11 protein-coding genes are annotated in these 19,071 nt (G+C 32.4%); 2 read left to right on the forward strand and 9 right to left on the reverse strand.

Annotated features, from left to right (window positions below):
• Nucleotides 1–50: 50 nt before the first annotated feature.
• Complete coding sequence (locus Q4548_RS11620; protein WP_303455185.1) at nucleotides 51–725, reverse strand: class I SAM-dependent methyltransferase; 675 nt, start codon at nucleotides 723–725, stop codon at nucleotides 51–53.
• A gap of 191 nt (nucleotides 726–916) precedes the next feature.
• Here Q4548_RS11620 and Q4548_RS11625 point away from each other — a divergent pair, with 191 nt between their 5' ends.
• Entirely contained in the window at nucleotides 917–3,046 is a 2,130-nt protein-coding gene (locus Q4548_RS11625; protein ID WP_303455187.1) for a M3 family metallopeptidase, read from the forward strand.
• An 82-nt stretch (nucleotides 3,047–3,128) separates the two neighbouring features.
• On the opposite strand, the gene Q4548_RS11630 is transcribed toward Q4548_RS11625, so the two are convergent.
• The 8 genes from Q4548_RS11630 to Q4548_RS11665 form a co-directional block, all read right to left on the reverse strand.
• The gene (locus Q4548_RS11630; RefSeq protein WP_303455190.1) at nucleotides 3,129–3,767 is read right to left on the reverse strand and encodes a hypothetical protein; all 639 of its coding nucleotides are present in this window, start codon (nucleotides 3,765–3,767) and stop codon (nucleotides 3,129–3,131) included.
• An 85-nt stretch (nucleotides 3,768–3,852) separates the two neighbouring features.
• On the reverse strand, nucleotides 3,853–4,917 hold the full coding sequence (locus tag Q4548_RS11635; protein WP_303455192.1) for a DUF6242 domain-containing protein: 1,065 nt from the start codon (nucleotides 4,915–4,917) through the stop codon (nucleotides 3,853–3,855).
• A gap of 85 nt (nucleotides 4,918–5,002) precedes the next feature.
• Nucleotides 5,003–6,319: a RagB/SusD family nutrient uptake outer membrane protein gene (locus tag Q4548_RS11640; RefSeq protein ID WP_303455194.1), complete on the reverse strand. Its 1,317-nt coding sequence runs from the start codon at nucleotides 6,317–6,319 to the stop codon at nucleotides 5,003–5,005.
• Between the two features lie 13 nt (nucleotides 6,320–6,332).
• The gene (locus Q4548_RS11645; RefSeq protein ID WP_303455196.1) at nucleotides 6,333–9,626 is read right to left on the reverse strand and encodes a SusC/RagA family TonB-linked outer membrane protein; all 3,294 of its coding nucleotides are present in this window, start codon (nucleotides 9,624–9,626) and stop codon (nucleotides 6,333–6,335) included.
• A 3-nt stretch (nucleotides 9,627–9,629) separates the two neighbouring features.
• Entirely contained in the window at nucleotides 9,630–12,191 is a 2,562-nt protein-coding gene (locus Q4548_RS11650; RefSeq protein WP_303455198.1) for a zinc-dependent metalloprotease, read from the reverse strand.
• A 90-nt stretch (nucleotides 12,192–12,281) separates the two neighbouring features.
• Entirely contained in the window at nucleotides 12,282–13,919 is a 1,638-nt protein-coding gene (locus Q4548_RS11655) for a histidine kinase (protein WP_303455201.1), read from the reverse strand.
• A gap of 1 nt (nucleotide 13,920) precedes the next feature.
• Entirely contained in the window at nucleotides 13,921–14,694 is a 774-nt protein-coding gene (locus Q4548_RS11660) for a LytTR family DNA-binding domain-containing protein (protein ID WP_303455203.1), read from the reverse strand.
• Nucleotides 14,695–14,809: 115 nt separating this feature from the next.
• A complete protein-coding gene (locus Q4548_RS11665) occupies nucleotides 14,810–15,679 on the reverse strand; it encodes an AraC family transcriptional regulator (protein WP_303455205.1) in 870 nt (289 codons plus the stop codon).
• A gap of 127 nt (nucleotides 15,680–15,806) precedes the next feature.
• On the opposite strand from Q4548_RS11665, the gene Q4548_RS11670 reads away from it, so the two are divergent.
• A complete protein-coding gene (locus tag Q4548_RS11670; RefSeq protein ID WP_303455208.1) occupies nucleotides 15,807–19,046 on the forward strand; it encodes a DUF1553 domain-containing protein in 3,240 nt (1,079 codons plus the stop codon).
• Nucleotides 19,047–19,071 lie beyond the last annotated feature (25 nt).

The raw sequence follows: 19,071 nt of genomic DNA on the forward strand, positions 1-19,071 counted from the left end.
TTAATTGTTATGATTGATACTTTCTGGCTTTTTTTAATAAACTCAACACTTTAAAACACCTGATACAAAGTAGTGACAATTTTTCCTTTATGATTTGGTAACCGCACCGATGTGAGTTCTTTTTCTTGTTTTACTTTAAAATAAAATGGAGCAACCAATACATCCAAACCACTTTGCTTTTTAATTCGGATTCCTTGTCCAGAAATAATATCTTTATTCGGAACAAAATCACCATTTGGAATGTGTTCTGTTAAAACAACATATTGATAAGCTCTCAATTTATCCAATACACCTTGAACTTCTGCATTTGATAAATGTTGTAACACCTGTCTTACAATAGCACAATCTCCAGCTGGTAATACATCCTTGGCAATATCTAAACAATGAAATTCTAAGTTTTCTGTCTTATACTTTTCTTTGTTGTATTTGATAAGATTTTCAACAATGTCTACTGCAATGTACTTTTGGGTATGTGCGACCAGCTCTTTTCCAATGTTAAAATCTCCACATCCCAAATCACAAACAATCAAAGGATTTTTAAAAGAGGCTAAAAATAAAAGAACCGAATTTTTGTATGGATCAACTATTTCAGGATTATGTGATCCATCACCTGAATAAAAATCACATCCACTACCTCCCCAAAGTTTCTTTTCATAAATCTGACTCATTGCATCTTTTGTAGGCCAAGGAGTTTTTGTTTTTTTTGTATTGGTTTTGTTGTTCATTATACTTTTCTATTCGTTACTCAGTACAAAAATACGCTTAAAAAACAACTTCTCTTTTTTCACTTTTTACAAACCTGTTTTAAAACAGCACTAGCTCAATCAAATCATTCATTATACCTTGTTGATTTCTTTAATTTTGTGCAACTTAAATCTATTTATTAATCTAAAGAAAGAAACAATTTCTCATTGGTATGATCCAAAAAACACTTACCCTAATCGCTATTAGCGTGACATTAATTTGTTGTAAAAAAGAACAACAAAAACAGACAAACAACATTGTTTTACTTCAGGAATTTACCGGTCCCTACGGTGGTGTTCCTGCCTTTGATCAACTAAAAATAGATGATGTAAAACCAGCCATGCTTTTGGGAATGGAATTGCACCTTAAAGATATTGATGCAATTGTAAACAATTCTGAACCTGCTACTTTTAAAAACACCATAGAGGCTATGGAACGTGCAGGAAAAGAATTGAAAAATACTCAAGTTTATTACGGAATTTTAAGCAGTAATATTTCAACTCCAGAATTCCGAAAGATAAAATCTGAACTGGCTCCTATATTCTCAGATTTCAATTCCAAAATCACACAAAACTCAAAACTGTTTCATCGTATCAATACGGTGTATCAGGAATCGTTAAAAAATCCATTTCCAGCAGATCAACAGCGCGTAATTGAATTGATCTATAAACGATTTGAAATGAATGGTGCCAAGCTTAACAATTCTAAAAAAGAAACCTACGCAAACATCAACAAAGAATTGTCTAACTTATACACTCAATTTGCTAGTAATGTACTGCATGACGAAGAAAACTACATCACCTATTTGACCAAAGATGAATTGGGAGGTTTGTCTACAGGTTTTATAAAATCCGCAGCAAAAATTGCTGAAGACAAAGGTAAAAAAGGAAAATATGCTGTAACCAACACACGTTCTTCTATGGATCCTTTTTTAACCTATTCTACAAACAGAGTCTTACGTAAAAAAGTTTGGGAGAACTATTATTCTAGAGGAGACAATGGAGATGCTTATGACAACAATGATATTGTTGCACAAATTTTAAAATTAAGAAAGCAACGTGTGGCTCTTTTAGGACATCAAAATTATGCAGAATGGCGTTTGCAAAATAGAATGGCAAAAACTCCTGAAAATGCACTAAAATTGATGGAAGCTGTATGGCCTGCTGCCATAGCTCGTGTGTCAGAAGAAGTAAAAGACATGCAGTCATTGGCTCTTGCAACTGGCGAAAATATTACTATAGAACCGTGGGATTATAGATTTTATGCAGAAAAAGTTAGAAAATTAAAATATGATTTAGATTCTGATGAAGTGAAACAATACCTTCAACTAGACAAGCTTGTAGAAGCCATGCATTTTGTTGCAGGAAAATTATTTCATTTTAAATTTACTCCTGTGCCAGAAAACTCAGTTCCCGTATTTCATAAAGATGTAAAAGTTTGGGAAGTTACCCGTATTGATACCAATGAAAATATTGGACTTTGGTATTTTGATCCTTATGCAAGAGAAGGAAAACGTTCTGGTGCTTGGGCTACTACCTACAGAAGCCACACTACTTTTGATGGTAAAACAAATGTGTTAGGTTCTAACAACTCCAATTTTATAAAACCTGCTCCAGGTGAAGCTCTTTTGGTTTCTTGGGACGATGCCATTACTTGTTTTCATGAATTTGGTCATGCTTTGCACTTTTTCTCTTCCAATGTAAAATACCCTACATTGAGTAGTGGTGTTAGAGATTATACAGAGTTTCAATCTCAATTGTTAGAGCGTTGGTTGTCTACAGATTTGGTCATTCAAAACTATTTGTTACACTACCAAACAGGAAAACCTATGTCTCCTGAATTGATTTCAAAAATTAAAAAAGCAGCAACTTTTAACAAAGGTTTTGGCACTACAGAATATTTGGCTTCTGCACTAATGGACATGAAACTTCATTTGGCAGATCCTACTAACATTGATATTGATCAGTTTGAGCGCGAAACATTACTCTCCTTAAACATGCCTAAAGAATTGCCTATGAGACATAGAACACCACATTTTAATCATGTTTTTTCTGGAGAAGGTTATGCAACAGGATATTATGGTTATTTATGGGCTGATGTTTTAACCTCTGATGCTGCAGAAGCTTTTGCGAATGCCCCCAATGGTTTTTACGATGAAGAAATGGCAGAAAAATTGGTAAAATACTTATTTGCTCCTTCTAACTCTATGGATCCTGAACAAGCATATTTATTGTTTAGAGGGCAAAAAGCAACCATTGAACCTTTGATGAGAGATAGAGGTTTTCCTATTCCAAAAAAGTAATCTTTAAAAACAAAACACACGATTTATACTAAATATAAATCGTGTGTTTTACATAAAAATTAGACCGTTTATTCTTTAAAAATCAGTCCATATTCCAGAACTTAGCATACATTTCTTTAAAAGCAACTGTACTGTTGGTTTCTTTACTCAAAGCCAAATATTCATTAATGGCATTGATTCTCTCCGTCCCAGAAGGATGTGTATATGTACTTACTCCCAACAAACTTTCTAAATACTTAAAATTAGAAAGTAAACTCTCAAAATGCTCTGGTTGATGGATTTTGATCAAATAAATTGCAATCAAATCTGCCAAGTATTCTGCTTTTTTATAATCATTTGTTAGGGTTCCTTTGGGAATACTACCTTGATAGTTGAACAATTTAGCTTGAGACAAAGTAACAATATGAGCAACCTCATGAGAAAGTGCAAACAACTGCACACTTTCTTTTGATACATTTACCAAACCCATACTTATTTCTACATATCCAAAAGCAGCTCCTGCATTGATGCCTAAATCTTTTTCATCTATCACAAAGTCTGTTGGTATTACAACCTCTTTGTATTCTGCAAACAAAGGAATTACAGAAGTAGTATATAAATTGATGATTTTTTGTTCTTTGCTTAAAATAATTTCTTCTTGGTGACTTGTCTCATCTGTTGATGAATTATTATGACAAGAAAACAGCACTAAAATAAGTGCATAATATATATGTTTATTCATTCTTCATAACGTTGGTAAAAAACAAACACTCTTGATGAAAGAGTGTTTGTACAAATAAAAAGTAAGATAAAAAGTAAACAAAAAATTATTCCGCAGCGTAGTACGTAAATGTTTTATTAACAGTAGCAAATCCATCAAAGTAAGTATAAGCTGCTGTTAAAGGATATCCATCTGTATTATATTCATAAGTAACCGTATCATCTGCCAAAGTTCCTGAAATAGGATTGTTTGTATTTACCTCTTCAATTCCTACATTGATTGCAGCATAAGCAGCGGGATACATTCCTTTAAAAGGATTGTTTTTATCATCATAAGATGCTGTAAAAACATTTGATTGAGCAGTACCTGTAATAAGCTCAATTACATTGTTATTTTCATCATACTTGTATGTCTTTATATCATCTATTTCATCCTCATCTCCAGTATGATTTGTTCTTTCCACTCTAATTAAATTTCCTGATACTGCATCATAGTTATAAACATACGTATAAGTCAAAACATCTTCATATTTGTAAATTCCTTTCACAATTTGTCCAGCATCATTGTACTCATATATTGTACTTCCATTTTCAGTCGTCTTTTCTGTAACCTGATTTTTATCATTGTAAACTAATGTGTAAACCACTGTAGAAATATCTCCCCAAACATCCTCTTCTTTAGAAAAAGAACTTACAAAGTTAGCTTCATTATAAGTATAAGTTGTTGTTGAGTTTTCTCCGTATAAGTCTGCCAACACATACGTTTTCAATTTAAATCCACTTCCTACTTCAGCTTTTACGTTAACAGTAACCGTGTATTCTTTAGTAGTTTCACCATCTTCAGCTGTTACCGTAAAAGTTTTAGGTTCACCGTCTACAAAAGTTATTGATTCTCCAGAAGCAGGAGAAACAGTTGCGTTTTCAGCCAATTCAATCGTTGGTACCACTGCAGTTAAGCTAGTTCCAAAAGGTACAGAAACAGTAATGTTTGTTCCTAAATCATAAGTAATATCTGTTGTTGATACGTTTTCGATAGCAATTGAAAAATCATTGATACTTGCTAAAGTTGATAATGTTGGTTCTGTAATTTCATTGTCATCATTACTTGAACAAGAAACAGTAGCTATAGCAATTGCTATAAACATACTTAGAATTGAAATAATTTTCTTCATAATTAAAATATTTAAGGGTTATTTTTTTATCTTTTATATTTAATTATAGTCCGCAAGATAACAACGGATTATAACAGGATTTCGTTTATAAATCTGGATTGTTAATTACAGCATCGGTTGGAAATGGAATAACGTATCTTTCATCGTTTTTGTTTAGTTGATAAACCACTCCATCAAATGTTTTTATCAATTCTGGCTGCGTAGTTCTTCTTAAATCGTTCCATCGGTGACCTTCTATGGCAAATTCTCTTCTGCGCTCTTCTAATATCTCTGTTAATAAATCATCAGAATTCAAAGCATTTACTTTGATTTTAAAATTTTCCCATCCTGCATTTGTATATCGTTTTTGAGCAAAATTGACAAGGGTTTCTTTGGCTAAGTCTTCTTGTCCTAATTGTGCCAAAGCCTCTGCTAGATTCAAGTACAATTCTGACGTTCTGTAAGAAATTTTAAATTTGTTATCGGCACTTTTTTTAGAGCGATACGTTCCGTCAGTATTTTTTTCAAAATAAACAGCCAAACGTAAATCTTCTGTTGGATGATAAGCTTCAATCAAATCTGTAGCAATGGTTGCATAGGTTACCATATCAAAATGAGCTACGTTTTCTAAAGCCAAAATAGATTCTACAGAATTGTATTCTGATGGCATAATGGATACATCTGTATTCAAATCTTGTAGTTCTGAATGAATTGTCAAAGCTTCATTTATCAGATCTACTGAATTCTGCCATTCTTGCTGATACAAATACACTCGGGCTTTAAATGCTTTTACAGCCAATGTAGAAAACCTATAATTGTATCCTACCGCTTGTTTATTTGTCTGCATTAAAGCTTCTGCTTTGTCAAGATCGCTTAAAATTAAAGTATATACTTCTTCTACAGTGCTCACCGGATATTCTTTTTCAGAATCATAAACTGTTGTGATGGCTACACCTGCATCTGTACTTGCTGTGCTTTTGCTATAAGGCTTTGCATACAAATTGATCAACTCAAAATATTGCAACGCTCTTAACGCATAAGCTTCACTTATCAATTGTTGTTTTTCTAAAAGATCTCCTTCTATAACACTTTCACTATTAATAATATGATTCGCATAAAATATAGTATTGTAAACACTGGCATACGGAAAAGATGTAGTTAGAGGACTTGGGTTCAAATCATTCCAAACAAACAAATCTTCGTATTGCTCTACTCCTAATCCATCTTCTTCTAAAGACAACTCATCACCTCTGTAAGTAGTTAACACTTTGTGATTTTTTGAGATAGAATACGCAGAAGTTAAAAAGCTTCTAAATTCTTCTACCGATTTAGGAATAACTTGTCCAACTGGTTCAATGTCTAAATACTTATCACAAGAAATAAAAGTAAATGTGCTTAATAGTATGTATAGTATTTTTTTCATGGATTAATATTTTTTAAAAAGAAAGTTGAAATCCTGCTGAAACAATTTTAGGAATAGGTTGTGCATATATACTTCCGTAAGTTTCAGGGTCAAAAAAACCGTTGTAATCTGTTCCAAAAACAAATAGATTTCTTCCTTCTACATTAAAATTTAAACTTTCTATTTTCAATTTTTTCAATTGCTTTTTTGGCAATGCATAACTTAATTTGATGCTACTTACACGGATGTAAGAAATATCCTTTATCCAGATATCTAAATCATCGTAAGTTCTTCCGTCATCAGATGAATTGTACCAATTGTAGACCAAATCTGTATCAAAACCTGGAGTTGTAAAACCAATCAATGCAGGGAAATTACCTGTACCCGCTTTTAGAATATCCGTACTGTAATTGCTACCCGGTTGCGCTTGTGTTAAGTTGTAACTTGGAGCTGCTTTTACTGTTTGTTTGATATTGAAATTGGTCAACACACGCAAATCAAATTGTTTGTAACTAAAACTATTTCTAAAACCTCCACTAAATTTTGGAGTTCCATCACCTGCATACGAATACAAATTTCTATGCTCTTCTCTGGTCAACTGACTTCCGTTGGTTCCTTCTTCTAAGTTGAAAAAATCAACTGCTGAAACCTTTTTTCCATCTCTCCAAAACAAAGGCAAACCATTGCTATCCAATCCTGCTGTTTTGATGGCAAAAATGGCATTGGAACTGTATCCTTTTAACGATGGTTTAAAATCTTCTTCTCTAATTTCAATATCTTCCACTATGTTTTTATTGTGAGAAATATTGAAACTACTGGTCCATCTAAAATTTGGAGTTTGAATGTTAGTTGTGTTGATCATCAACTCAAATCCTTTGTTGCTTACTGTTGCCCAGTTGGTATTGATAAAATTGTATCCACTTTCTAACGGAACAGATCTCAAACCAATCAAATCTGTACTTCTTCTGTAGTAATAATCTCCTGTGATGTAAATTTTATTACGAAACAATCCTAAATCCAACCCAACGTTTGATGATACTGTTTTTTCCCATCTTAAATTTGCATTGGGTGCAGTGGTAGCTCTGATAATTTCTTCGGTAACACCTGGCAAAATTGTAGCTGTCTGATACTCACCAATTACAAAAGGAGACGTAGATTTATCTATATTTCCTTGTACTCCGTAAGAAGCTCTTAATTTTAAATCGCTAACAAAATCCAAATCAAACATAAAATCTTCGTTGTACACATTCCAAGACCCCGCAACCGACCACAACGGCAAGTACCTATATTTTGGATTGACTCCAAACAAATTAGATCCATCGTATCTTAAACTTGTAAACACGGTGTATTTTTTATTCAACGTATAAGAAGCTGTTCCAAAAAACGATGCATATGCATTTTCGTTGTAAGTTTTTCTATAAGTATCAAACAATGAATTGGTCAATGCTCTCTCATTTGTAATCGGAATTGTTGTTAGTGTATTGGCATTAAAACCAAATCCTTTGGTATGAACTTCTGTTTTTTTGTTTCTTCTAAATTCAGTACCTACCATCAAATCCAACTCGTGAATTTTATTGAAAGAGGTATTGTAATTTGCTGTTGTTTTCCAGTTGTATTGAAAAACATCTGCATTCCAGTTCTGGATAATCCCACCTTTTGGCATGTAATAAGCAGAACCTTCTGAAGTTACGTATTGAGATCTTTGCTCGTATTTTCGAGTATAGTAACTATTCTCATCACTCATTTTTTCAGTTTTGTCAAAATCTAACTGCAATCCTAATTGGCTATTGATTTGTATATCTTTACTCAGTTGATATTGAACATCCATGATTGATTTTAAAGAATTAGAAACCAGTTCATAATTGGTATTTTCTCTTTCTTCCAAAACATTGTAATTCAGATTCAGGTCCGATCTTTCTACCAAATCAGGATCGTACACATAATTTCCATTTTCATCTTTCAATTTTAAATACGGATTGGCATTTCTTGAATAATATGAAGGATTGGTATAAGCATCTGCTCCCGTAATGTAAGAGAAAGTTCTGTTCTGACTACCAAACAATGCCACACCAACTTTTAATTTATCATTGATAGAAAAATTGTCTTTTAAAGTAAGATTGTATCTTTTTTGTCCTGTTCCGATTGTTGTTCCTTTCTCATCAAAAATTCCTGTAGAAAAATAATAGTCATTTTTATCATTTCCACCAGAAATGCTCAAACTATATTGTTGGTTAATGGCCATTTGATACAGCTCATCTCCCCAATTGGTATTGGTATTTTTTAAATTGTTGATGGCATTTTGAGTTTCTGTAAAAATGCTCTCAAAACCATTGTCTCTAAAATTAGCATATTCTCCGTTTGCATTTAAAATTCTTGCTACGGCTCCTCTATCTTGTTGGTATCTTAAGTCTGACCTACCCGCTAAGTACAATTCAAAATCTACTTTTTCTGTAGAATTCATCAAATTCAACTTGCTTAAATCTGGCTTTTGGGTTACAAACATGTTAGCATTTACACGCACACGCATGCTTCCTTTTTCTCCTCTTTTACTTGTAATCACAATTACTCCGTTAGCTGCTCTTGCTCCATAAATAGAAGTTGCAGAAGCATCTTTTAACACAGTAATACTTTCTATATCTTCTGGGTTTAAACCTGCAATTGGGTACGATTGTAAATTGTCTATATTGTCTTTATCCCTATAATCACTAGGAATGTCATTACCTTCTAACGGAATACCATCCAAAACCCACAAAGGATCTGAAGAACCATTTAACGTAGAAGTTCCACGAATGGCAATTTTAGCAGGTGCACCAGGAGCACCGTTGGTGGATTGCACCAAAACTCCAGACATTTGTCCTGCCAACATTTGATCTACACTAGCAACTCCTGCTTGATCAATCTCCGATACTTTTATTTTAGAGTACGAAGAGGTCATTTTTCGTTTTTCTATTTTCTGATATCCCGTCAACACAACTTCCTCTAACGCTTCTGCACTTTCTTTTAAAAGAACAGAAATGGAAGTAGTATTTTTAGAAACCACAATCTTTTCCGTCTCAAAACCAATGTAAGAAACCAATATAGATTTGATGTCTTCTGCTATTTTTAATGAAAACTCTCCATCATAATTGGTGGTAGTTCCCAACATAGCACCAGCCAAAATTCCTTCGGTTTTGGTTTTATTCCCAATAATGGCAGACGACACATACACAGATGCACCTACAATTGGCATTTGCGTTGCTTGATCTATCACTTTACCTGTTATTACTTTTTGACGTTGTGCAAGAAGTAAACTGGGGATAAAAATTAATAAGTATATTAATTTTCTCATAATTTAGTTTTTCAAATTGTACGTTATTCTGGCAATCAAATCACTGTAATGTGCTTGTGTTGCTCTGTCTCCTTTTTTTCTTTTTTTCTCTAAAAGCACTAATACTTTTTCTAAGGCAGCTCTTTTGTTTGTTCCAATATCCGCAACTCTAGGTAAATAAGAAAAATGTATATTTTTATAGTATTCAGAGTTATTTACGGACTTTTTCTCTTTTGTTTTTTCCAACAGTTTATTTCTATCCACCGTTAACACATCTATATAATTTTTCTGTGTGATGCGTTCAAACATATCCAAAGATTTTCCTTTTTGTGTTTTCTTAAAAATGGTTTCAAATAATTTATCAAATAAATATTGTTCTGTAAATACTTCGTCGTCTTTTTGATTCAAAATTTCATTTTCTGTAATTCTCATCAATCGGTCTGTATGAATCAATCTATAAATAACATTTGTCTGATAAATACGTAACATTGATATTGGAGAGTAGTAACGTTCTCCATCTGGAGCATCTCTTACTGCAAAAACATTGTTGTTAATTTCTGGCGTAAACAACCATTTTTGTGGTAAAATAGCATTCTCTATCAAATAATTTAGAGCTTCTTTTTGAAGCTGTGCTGGCACGGGACTGTACGTGTTTTTTCCATCTCCATAAACAGTATTGTTTACATACATTCCACCAATATTTGCCATTACATGATTGTTGTACAATTCCCACTGATCAATTACAGATTTGTACAATTTTGATGCTTTATAATAATCCTGTCCCTCTTCTTCTGTCCAAGACAAAATATTAGGCATAATTCTTTTCAAATTTTGAAGTCCATAGGTACTTGCTTTTACAGCATTGTCTCCCAAATCTTCACTTTGAGACCTAGGATCTATTACATTTCCACCTGGTTGTTGTGGTCCATAAAAATACATTGGGTCATTTTCGTGTTTTCTAATCCATTGGTTCAAAACTGGCAATTCCTCATGTGCAGATTTATTTTCCATCCATCTGTACCCCCAATCAATTGCATATTTATCATACACTCCAATTTTAGGAGTAATATCTGTTACCTCATCTTCGGGTTGTGCTACATAATTAAAACGAGCATAATCCATAATAGACGGAGCCGTACCTCCCATTCTAGCTGTAAATGTTTTGGATCTTAAAGAATCTACCGGATAACTAAAAGAAGCTCCCATATTGTGTTTCAATCCAAATGTATGCCCTACTTCATGAGAAGAAACAAAACGAATGGCTTCTCCCATGTGTTCGTCAGAAAATTTATTTGCTCTTGCTTTTTCATCTATAGGTCCTGTTTGCACACGAATCCAAGAATGCAATCCTTTCATTAAATTGTGCCACCATATAATATCTGATTCTAAAATTTGTCCACTTCTAGGATCTACAATAGAAGGTCCCATGGCATTTTGTTTTTCAGAGGCAGCGTAGGTAATTACTGAATATCGAACATCGTCCGCATCAAAATCTACATCTTTGTCAGAAGGAAATTTAACTTTTATTGCATTTTTAAATCCCGCAGCTTCAAAAGCTACATTCCAATCATAAACCCCTTGCTTTATGTAAGGTCTCCATTGTTTTGGAGTGGCAGGATCTAAATAATAAACAATCGGCTCTTTAGGCTCTACCAACTCTCCTTTTTTGTATTTTTCTATATCTTCTTTCTTGGGTTCTAAATTCCAACGAGTAATCATGTGCCTAGTTTCCACCTGATGCTGGCTGTCTGAATAATACTCCATTGGAATGCTAAAAAAACCAATACGTTTGTCAGAAAAACGAGGTTTCATCACTTGGGTTGGTAACAAAACAATATTGGTTGTTACTCCAATAGACAATGGCAATGCAGGTCCTTTTCCTTCACTTACCGAGGTGGTTAACAATGATTTTACCACTATGTTTTTTGGGAAAGATTTTATTTTCTCTAAAATTGACAAATTGGTTTTGATGCTTCCTCCCAATCCTATATTGGTCAATACATCGCTAAAACTTTTTTCTTTACCGTTAAATATTTTATTGACTTTGATAAAAACCGCTGTAGAATCTTCATTTTTTGCCTCAATACTAAACTCTTCTATAATAGACTCTTTAAAATTGTCTTTTACAGAAAGTGTAATTGCATCATTTTCAGGAGACTGTACTCTAGGGTTGATAGTTTTCACCCAAACTTTATTCAAAACTGTATCTCTATAAAAACGAACCAATTTGGTTTCAAAAGTCATCCCTTTGTTCAAACCATGACCATTTAATTCATAAGGAACGCTCGATACTTTATTGACCACCAACAAATCTCTAGACATTAGAGAGTCTGGAATTTCAAAATAATAATCTTCTTTTAAGGTATATACATTAAAAAGTCCTTTTTTAACATTTCCTTCTTTTACAAATTTTTGATAATTCAACTCTTTAGAATCCGCAGACTTAATGCTATCTTTTTTTTCTGTTTCTTCTTTATCATCTTTTTCTATTTTATCTTGAGAAAAACCGACAAGACCTGTCGACACCAAAACAAGGAGAATTAGAAATTGACCAAAAAAATTACCTTTCAATGAGGACCTTTTCATAAATAATGTGATTGATTCCTCAAATTTCCATCAAATCAAGGTTTTACCAAAACAGAATGGAGTGAAGTCCAAAAAAAAGGGAGTGAACTTCTATTTTACGGTAATAAAGGGTAGCGTACACTTAAAATTCCCATCCACAACCTCGGTTTTAAAGGAATCTATTTGGTAATATTTGTAAGTATTTTCCAAATAATTCAACCCAATATTATGACTATTTTTGTCTTTCTTTTTTCTAGGTGTAAAATTATTTACAACTGTAATGCCTTTTTTAGAAATGATTACTTTAATAAGTAATGGATTCTCTTTGGTAATTTCATTATGCTTAATGGCATTTTCTACCAACGTTTCTAAGGATAGAAAAGGAATTTTTTGAAGGAGAATTTTATCATTGCATTTGTTGATGATTGATACATTTAAACTGTTGTTAAATCTTATTTCTTGTAAAAAGACATATTGCTCTAAAAAGGTAATTTCTTTTTTTACGGTGATCAAATTTCCATCTCTATCTTCCAGAAGATATCGGTACACATCTGCCAACTTTAAAACAAATTGTTGCGATAAATCTGGATTCAAATCAATCAAAACATGCAAGGAGTTCAAACTATTGAATAAAAAATGAGGATTCATCTTTTTCTTAAGCTGATTCAACTGCAAGACAGCATTTTCTTTTTGGTATTTTTCATTTACATACACCAACTGCTCTTTTTCTTCTACCACTCTTAAATTGTCTAAATATTCTTTTTTCAACTGCAATCTAGACACTATTAATATAAGCATAAACGTGGCAAAAGCTAAAAAACTAATCCATGAAAAATAACGTTGTATGTTTCCGGTAGTTTCTTTTAAATGAATGTCTACAGGAAAACTCACCACAACAATAAAAGGAGTTTCTCCAATTTTAACCGTGTCATAATAACGTAAAACCTCCAAACCTATAAACTCTGATAATGCTTTCTCTTTTAGCACATTGGTATAGTTTGGCACATAGTATCCGTTAATTTTAATAGAATTTTGTAAGACTTTTTTTATGGAAATTTCATCAAAATAACCTTCTAATTTTTTACCAATGTATTTAGTTTCTGGATGCAACATACAAATTCCTTCTTTGTTGGCTACCACCGTATAACCACCATCTCCTTTATACTTTTCAGAAAAAATTTCCCAAAACGCAAGCAAATCTACATCGTAACCAACGGCAACAGTTGTATTGTTCTCTAATATTTGAATGTAAATTTTTCTATTTACAACACTATTGGCTTTGGTAATGATGGTATCAACAACAAATTTTTGAGATAATTTATTTGCTTTTAAATAAAAATCTATTTCACTTTTGTACAAAGAATCTTGTTTGGCTCCGTAAAACTCAGAAGTTTGATCTGCATTTAAAAAATATACAAAACTGTTAGAAATAGCTAAGTTAGATACTGCTAAATCTGAAGTAAATAGTAATTTTTCTTTATACGATTTGACAGAAGTAGCTATAGAATTTTGAATGATTTTTTTAGCATTTACCAAATAACTATCCAATTGATTGAACTCATAAACAATAATATTTTCCTTGGATTTTAAATTTCCTTGAATCAGATCTTCAATCAAATCTTCAGTTACCGAAGTAATTTTTGGTGTAATTAAGGAGCTTCCTATAAAAAAAATAGCAATGAACAAAATACTAATGTACAAGTATTGTCTGTGTTCTTTAAATCTTGTAAAAAAATTCTTTGACAGCATATTAACGATTTAACCAATCTTTAAAAGTATTGATGTAATTAGAGCTTACCAAAATTAAATCTTTGGTATTGGGTGAAGGTTGCAATTCAATTTTTAACCTATTCTGACTGTATTTTACAATGGTCTTGATGGCATTGTGACCTACAATGTACTTTCTGTTTATTTTAAAAAAATTCTTTTTGGATAGTTTATGCTCTAAACTAGAAATGGTATCATCATACAAATAACTATCTCCTGCTGTAGTAAACAAAAAAAGAGATTTGTTTTCTGCCATGAAATATGCAATTTCATCACTATTTATAGAAATTAATTTTTCTCCTCTAGATACCAAAAAACGTTCTTGTTCAGTTATATTTTCAGGAGTATTTTTTAATTGTACCAATAATTTTTCTATACGACTGTAATCATTTACAGGAGTTGTTGCGCTATAATTGATGTACTTTTTAATGGCATTGTTCAACTTTACTTTGTCATACGGTTTTAGTAAATAGTCTATGGCAAAAAATTGAAAAGACTGAATGGCATATTGATCAAAAGCCGTTGTGAAAATAATCGGAATTTTTATTTTTAAAGCTTCAAAAATCTCAAAACTTTCCCCATCTCCAAGATGAATATCACTCAAAATAAGATCACAAGTATTGTTTTCAAACCACTTTAGAGACTGTTCTACACTCTCTAAACGTTTTTTTACCACAACAGTGTGTTCTATTTTTAGCAACATTTTTTCTAAAGATTCTGCTGCCAAATCTTCATCTTCTATAATAACGATGTCCATCTGAGAATTGTTAAATCTATTTTATTGATCGTTGATACAAACTGTAACAGAGTACAAAGTACGCTAAAAACATCTAGGTAATAAATATTTTGGACAACTACTTACAGTCTTTCTCCTATACTTTTCTCCTTTCTTTTCTATATTGTAAAGGACTTTTTCCTGTTTCTTTTTTAAAAACTCTAGAAAAATAAGACAGGTTTGAAAAACCAATTGTGTCAGAAATATCTTGCAAACTTGTATCTGTAGCAATCAATAGCAACTGCGCTCTTTCTATTCGTTTTTTTTGAATGTAAACTATAGGTCGCATTCCAAAAACTTCTTTAAACAATCTTGAAAAGTAATCTACATTCAAACTTTGCGAATTTGCCAAATCTTGCACTGTTAAGTCTGTATGCAAATTTACATTGATAAAATTTTGAACAGAATTCAATTTTGCATTCTTTTTCAATGCTATTCTATCATTCTTATAACCAATAACAAACTTAGAAATTAATGCTTTCAACAATCCTGTTGTTTCTAAATAAGAGCTTTCAGATAATTTTTGATTTTCAACCCTAAAAGAAGTCAATCCTTGTTCGTTGTCATATACTTTAGGATCATCTCTTTTTATAGATCTATTAGGGTTCAATTCCAAAATTCTTTTAAAATACACCAAACTAATATGATCAGCTTTTACCTCATAAATAAAATTAGTTTTAGAAAAAATTGACATTCCCGTTTCGGAAACTTCTATAGCACTAATGTAAAACTGAGTCATAGAAACATCACATTTGTAACGACTAAATGTAAAACTTGGAATCAGATACATGTATCCTGGCTTTAAGATATATGTTTGTTGATGGTGAAAAACTTTTGCTTCACCATCGGTTATGTAATACAATCTAAAAAAAGGACTCATTACATTTTTATAATCCCAACTACTATTTAAATTAACATATCCTACATTTAACAACGACAATGATACATTTTCGATAGTTTTATACATTAAAAAGTAAATTTTTCATGTAAATATAAATACAAATGTCGGATTTATACCACAAATAGTCTTCTAAGTACAAATTCTCAACAAGTCTCAACGATTATTTTTGTAAAACACAGAAATTAATCAAAAAATGAAACACTTTTTTTACACTCTTAGTACATTTTTAATCATTTCTTGTGGAGCTAAAATTCCAGAAGAAGTAAAGATAGTCTATAAGGATTTACCTAACAAATTAGACTTTAACCAAGATGTAAAACCTATCTTATCGGATAAATGTTTTTTATGTCATGGTCCCGATAAAGGAAAAATATCAGCGGGTTTGCAATTACACACTGCTAAAACTGCCTATAGTGAACTTCCTGAAACTCCAGGGAAATTTGCCATTACTCCAAAAAGTTTAAAAAATTCAGAAGTTTTTTATAGAATTATTTCTGATGACCCTAAACAAATCATGCCTACTCCAGGCTCACATTTAACCTTAAGCAATTATGAAAAAGCCGTATTGGTAAAGTGGATTGAGCAAGGGGCTGAATACAAAGAACATTGGGCTTTTGAGGCTCCAACAAAACCAGAAACCCCTAAAGTTAAAAACAAAGAGTTGGTTCATAATGACATCGACAATTTTGTATTAGCCAAATTGGAACAAAAAAAGTTAACTCCTTCTAAAATTGCTGACAAAGAAATTTTATTAAGAAGAGCTTCTTTAGATTTAATAGGACTACCTCCTACCGAAGAAGAGTTAAATGCTTTTGTAAAGGATACTTCTGAAAATGCTTTTGAAAAACAAATTGATAGATTGTTGGCATCTCCTCATTATGGAGAACGTATGACCTTGGATTGGATGGACGTAGCACGTTATGCAGACACTCACGGATATAGTAACGATAGATATAGAGACACATCTCCATGGAGAGACTGGGTTATTGAATCTTTTAACAATAACAGACCTTATAATGAATTTTTAACTTGGCAAATTGCAGGAGACATGCTTCCTAACGCAACTCGTGAACAAAAACTAGCAACTACATTTAATAGATTACACCCTCAAAATTTAGAAGGTGGAATTATTGACGAAGAATTTAGATCTGAATATGTAGCCGATAGAACAGCCACTGTAAGTCAGGGAATATTAGGATTGTCTTATGCTTGTGCAAAGTGTCACGATCATAAATACGACCCTATTTCTCAAAAAGATTATTACGAAATGTACAGTTTCTTTAATAATATTGATGAAACAGGTTTAATCCCTTGGGATTTAGCAACCCCTGTACCTGCCATGTTACTACCTACCAAACAACAAGAAGATGTATTGGCTTACTTAAAAGGAATTGTAAACGATACTGAAGAAAAACTTAAAAAAACAATCAACGAAGAAAGCCCTAAGGTAGAACAATGGATTAGTGCTAAAGGATACAAAAGTATTCTTAGCAAAACCAAACCAAAAGGCTTAGTGGCTGAATTTAATTTTGACCAAAAGAAGTTAGTAAATGCTGCTGGTGGAAACGGTAAAAATAAAATTCAAATGAGACAGCAGTTTGTACAAAACGAGCCTGCTATCTATAAAAAAGGAGCCAACGGACACGGATTGGCTATGAACGGAGATACTTGGTTAGACCTAGATAATATTGGAATTTTTAAACGTAACCAACCTTTTAGTATTGGAATTAGCGTATTTATTCCAGAGGAATTAACCGATGGTGTTATTTTCCATAAAATGAATAGTCCAGAGCTACATAGTTTTAGAGGATATCATTTAAAAGTAAAAGACAATAAAATTGAAGCTTTATTAGCTCACGTATACCCAGACAACGCTATTGTGGTTCAGTCTGTAAAAGACATGCCAAAGAACAAATGGGTTCATTTAACCATGACCTACAATGGTTCTAGTAAAGCAAATGGAGTTTCTATCTATATGGATGGAGAAAAATTAGCAACTCAAACTGTTTTTGACAACCTATACAAAGACATTGTTTTTAATGGCTTAAGATTATACGGACCTAAAAGCAAACGTTTAGAACCAGGTTTACGTATTGGTGCCGTTTGGAGAGGTAAAGGTATTGGAGGTTCTGTTGTAGATGATTTATTAGTCTTTAACAAAGAATTGAGTGAAATTGAAGTAATGCAAATTGCCAATCCAAAACTGGTAGAGCAATTAAAAACAAAAGCATATACCGATCTAAACAATTCAGAAAAACAATTATTTACCAATTATTATTTATCTACAAATTCTTCTAAATACAAGACTGTTAACAAAGAATTAGAAAACAAAAGAAAAGTATTGGTAGATAGTGTCGAAAAGGTCAAGCAAATTATGGTGATGAAAGAACGTAAAACACCAAGACAAGCTTATATTTTTGACAGAGGAGTTTACGATCAATACAAAGAAAAAGTATATCCAGGAGTTCCTGATTTAATTTTCCCAATGGATGAAAGCCTGCCTAAAAACAGATTAGGTTTAGCGCAATGGATTACAGATAAAAAGAATCCTTTAACAGCAAGAGTAGCTGTTAACAGATATTGGCAAAACCTATTTGGTAGAGGTATTGTTGTTTCTTCTGAAGATTTTGGAAACCAAGGAGACATTCCTACACATCCAAAATTATTAGACTGGTTGGCAACTACTTTTATGGAATCTAACTGGGATGTAAAAGCTTTACACAAAACCATTATGATGTCTCGCACATATCAGCAAAGTTCTACCATTACAAAAGAATTAGCAGCTGTAGACATGGAAAACAAATGGATTGCAAGAGGGCCATCGGTAAGATTGTCTGGAGAAATGTTAAGAGACAATGCTTTATTTGCTGCTGGCTTGTTAAACAAACAAATTGGTGGAGAAAGTGTAAGACCTTACCAACCTAAAGGGTTATGGAAAGTAAACGGAGACACCTACGTACAAGATGGTATGGAAGGTTTGTTCAGAAGAAGTATGTATACCATTTGGAAACGTAGTGTTCCTAACCCTACCATTGCTACTTTTGATGCTCCCACTAGAGATTTATGTTCTTCTAGAAGACAAAAAACCAACACACCTTTACAAGCTTTAGTCGTGCTTAACGATCCTACTTATGTAGAAGCTTCTAGGTTAATTGGTAAACAAATGAGTGATGCTTCTAATGCAACCGAAGGAATTAGCAAAGCTTTTAGAAAGTTAACAGGTAGAACCATTACCCAACAAGAGTTAACCTTACTAAGTAAATTACAAGAATCAGAATATGAAAAATTCCAAAAAAATCCTGAAAAAGCAAAAGGTTGGCTAAACACAGGGGAGTTTAAAATTAAAGATATTAAAGACAAAGCATTGGTAGCATCAAATGCGGTAGTTGCAAGTACCATTATGAATTCTGATGCTACTATTACCAAAAGATAATTGTAAAACCTCAAAATAAAAATCA

Source organism: Wenyingzhuangia sp. 2_MG-2023 (genome assembly GCF_030548295.1).
In the GTDB taxonomy this organism is placed as follows: Bacteria; Bacteroidota; Bacteroidia; order Flavobacteriales; family Flavobacteriaceae; genus Wenyingzhuangia.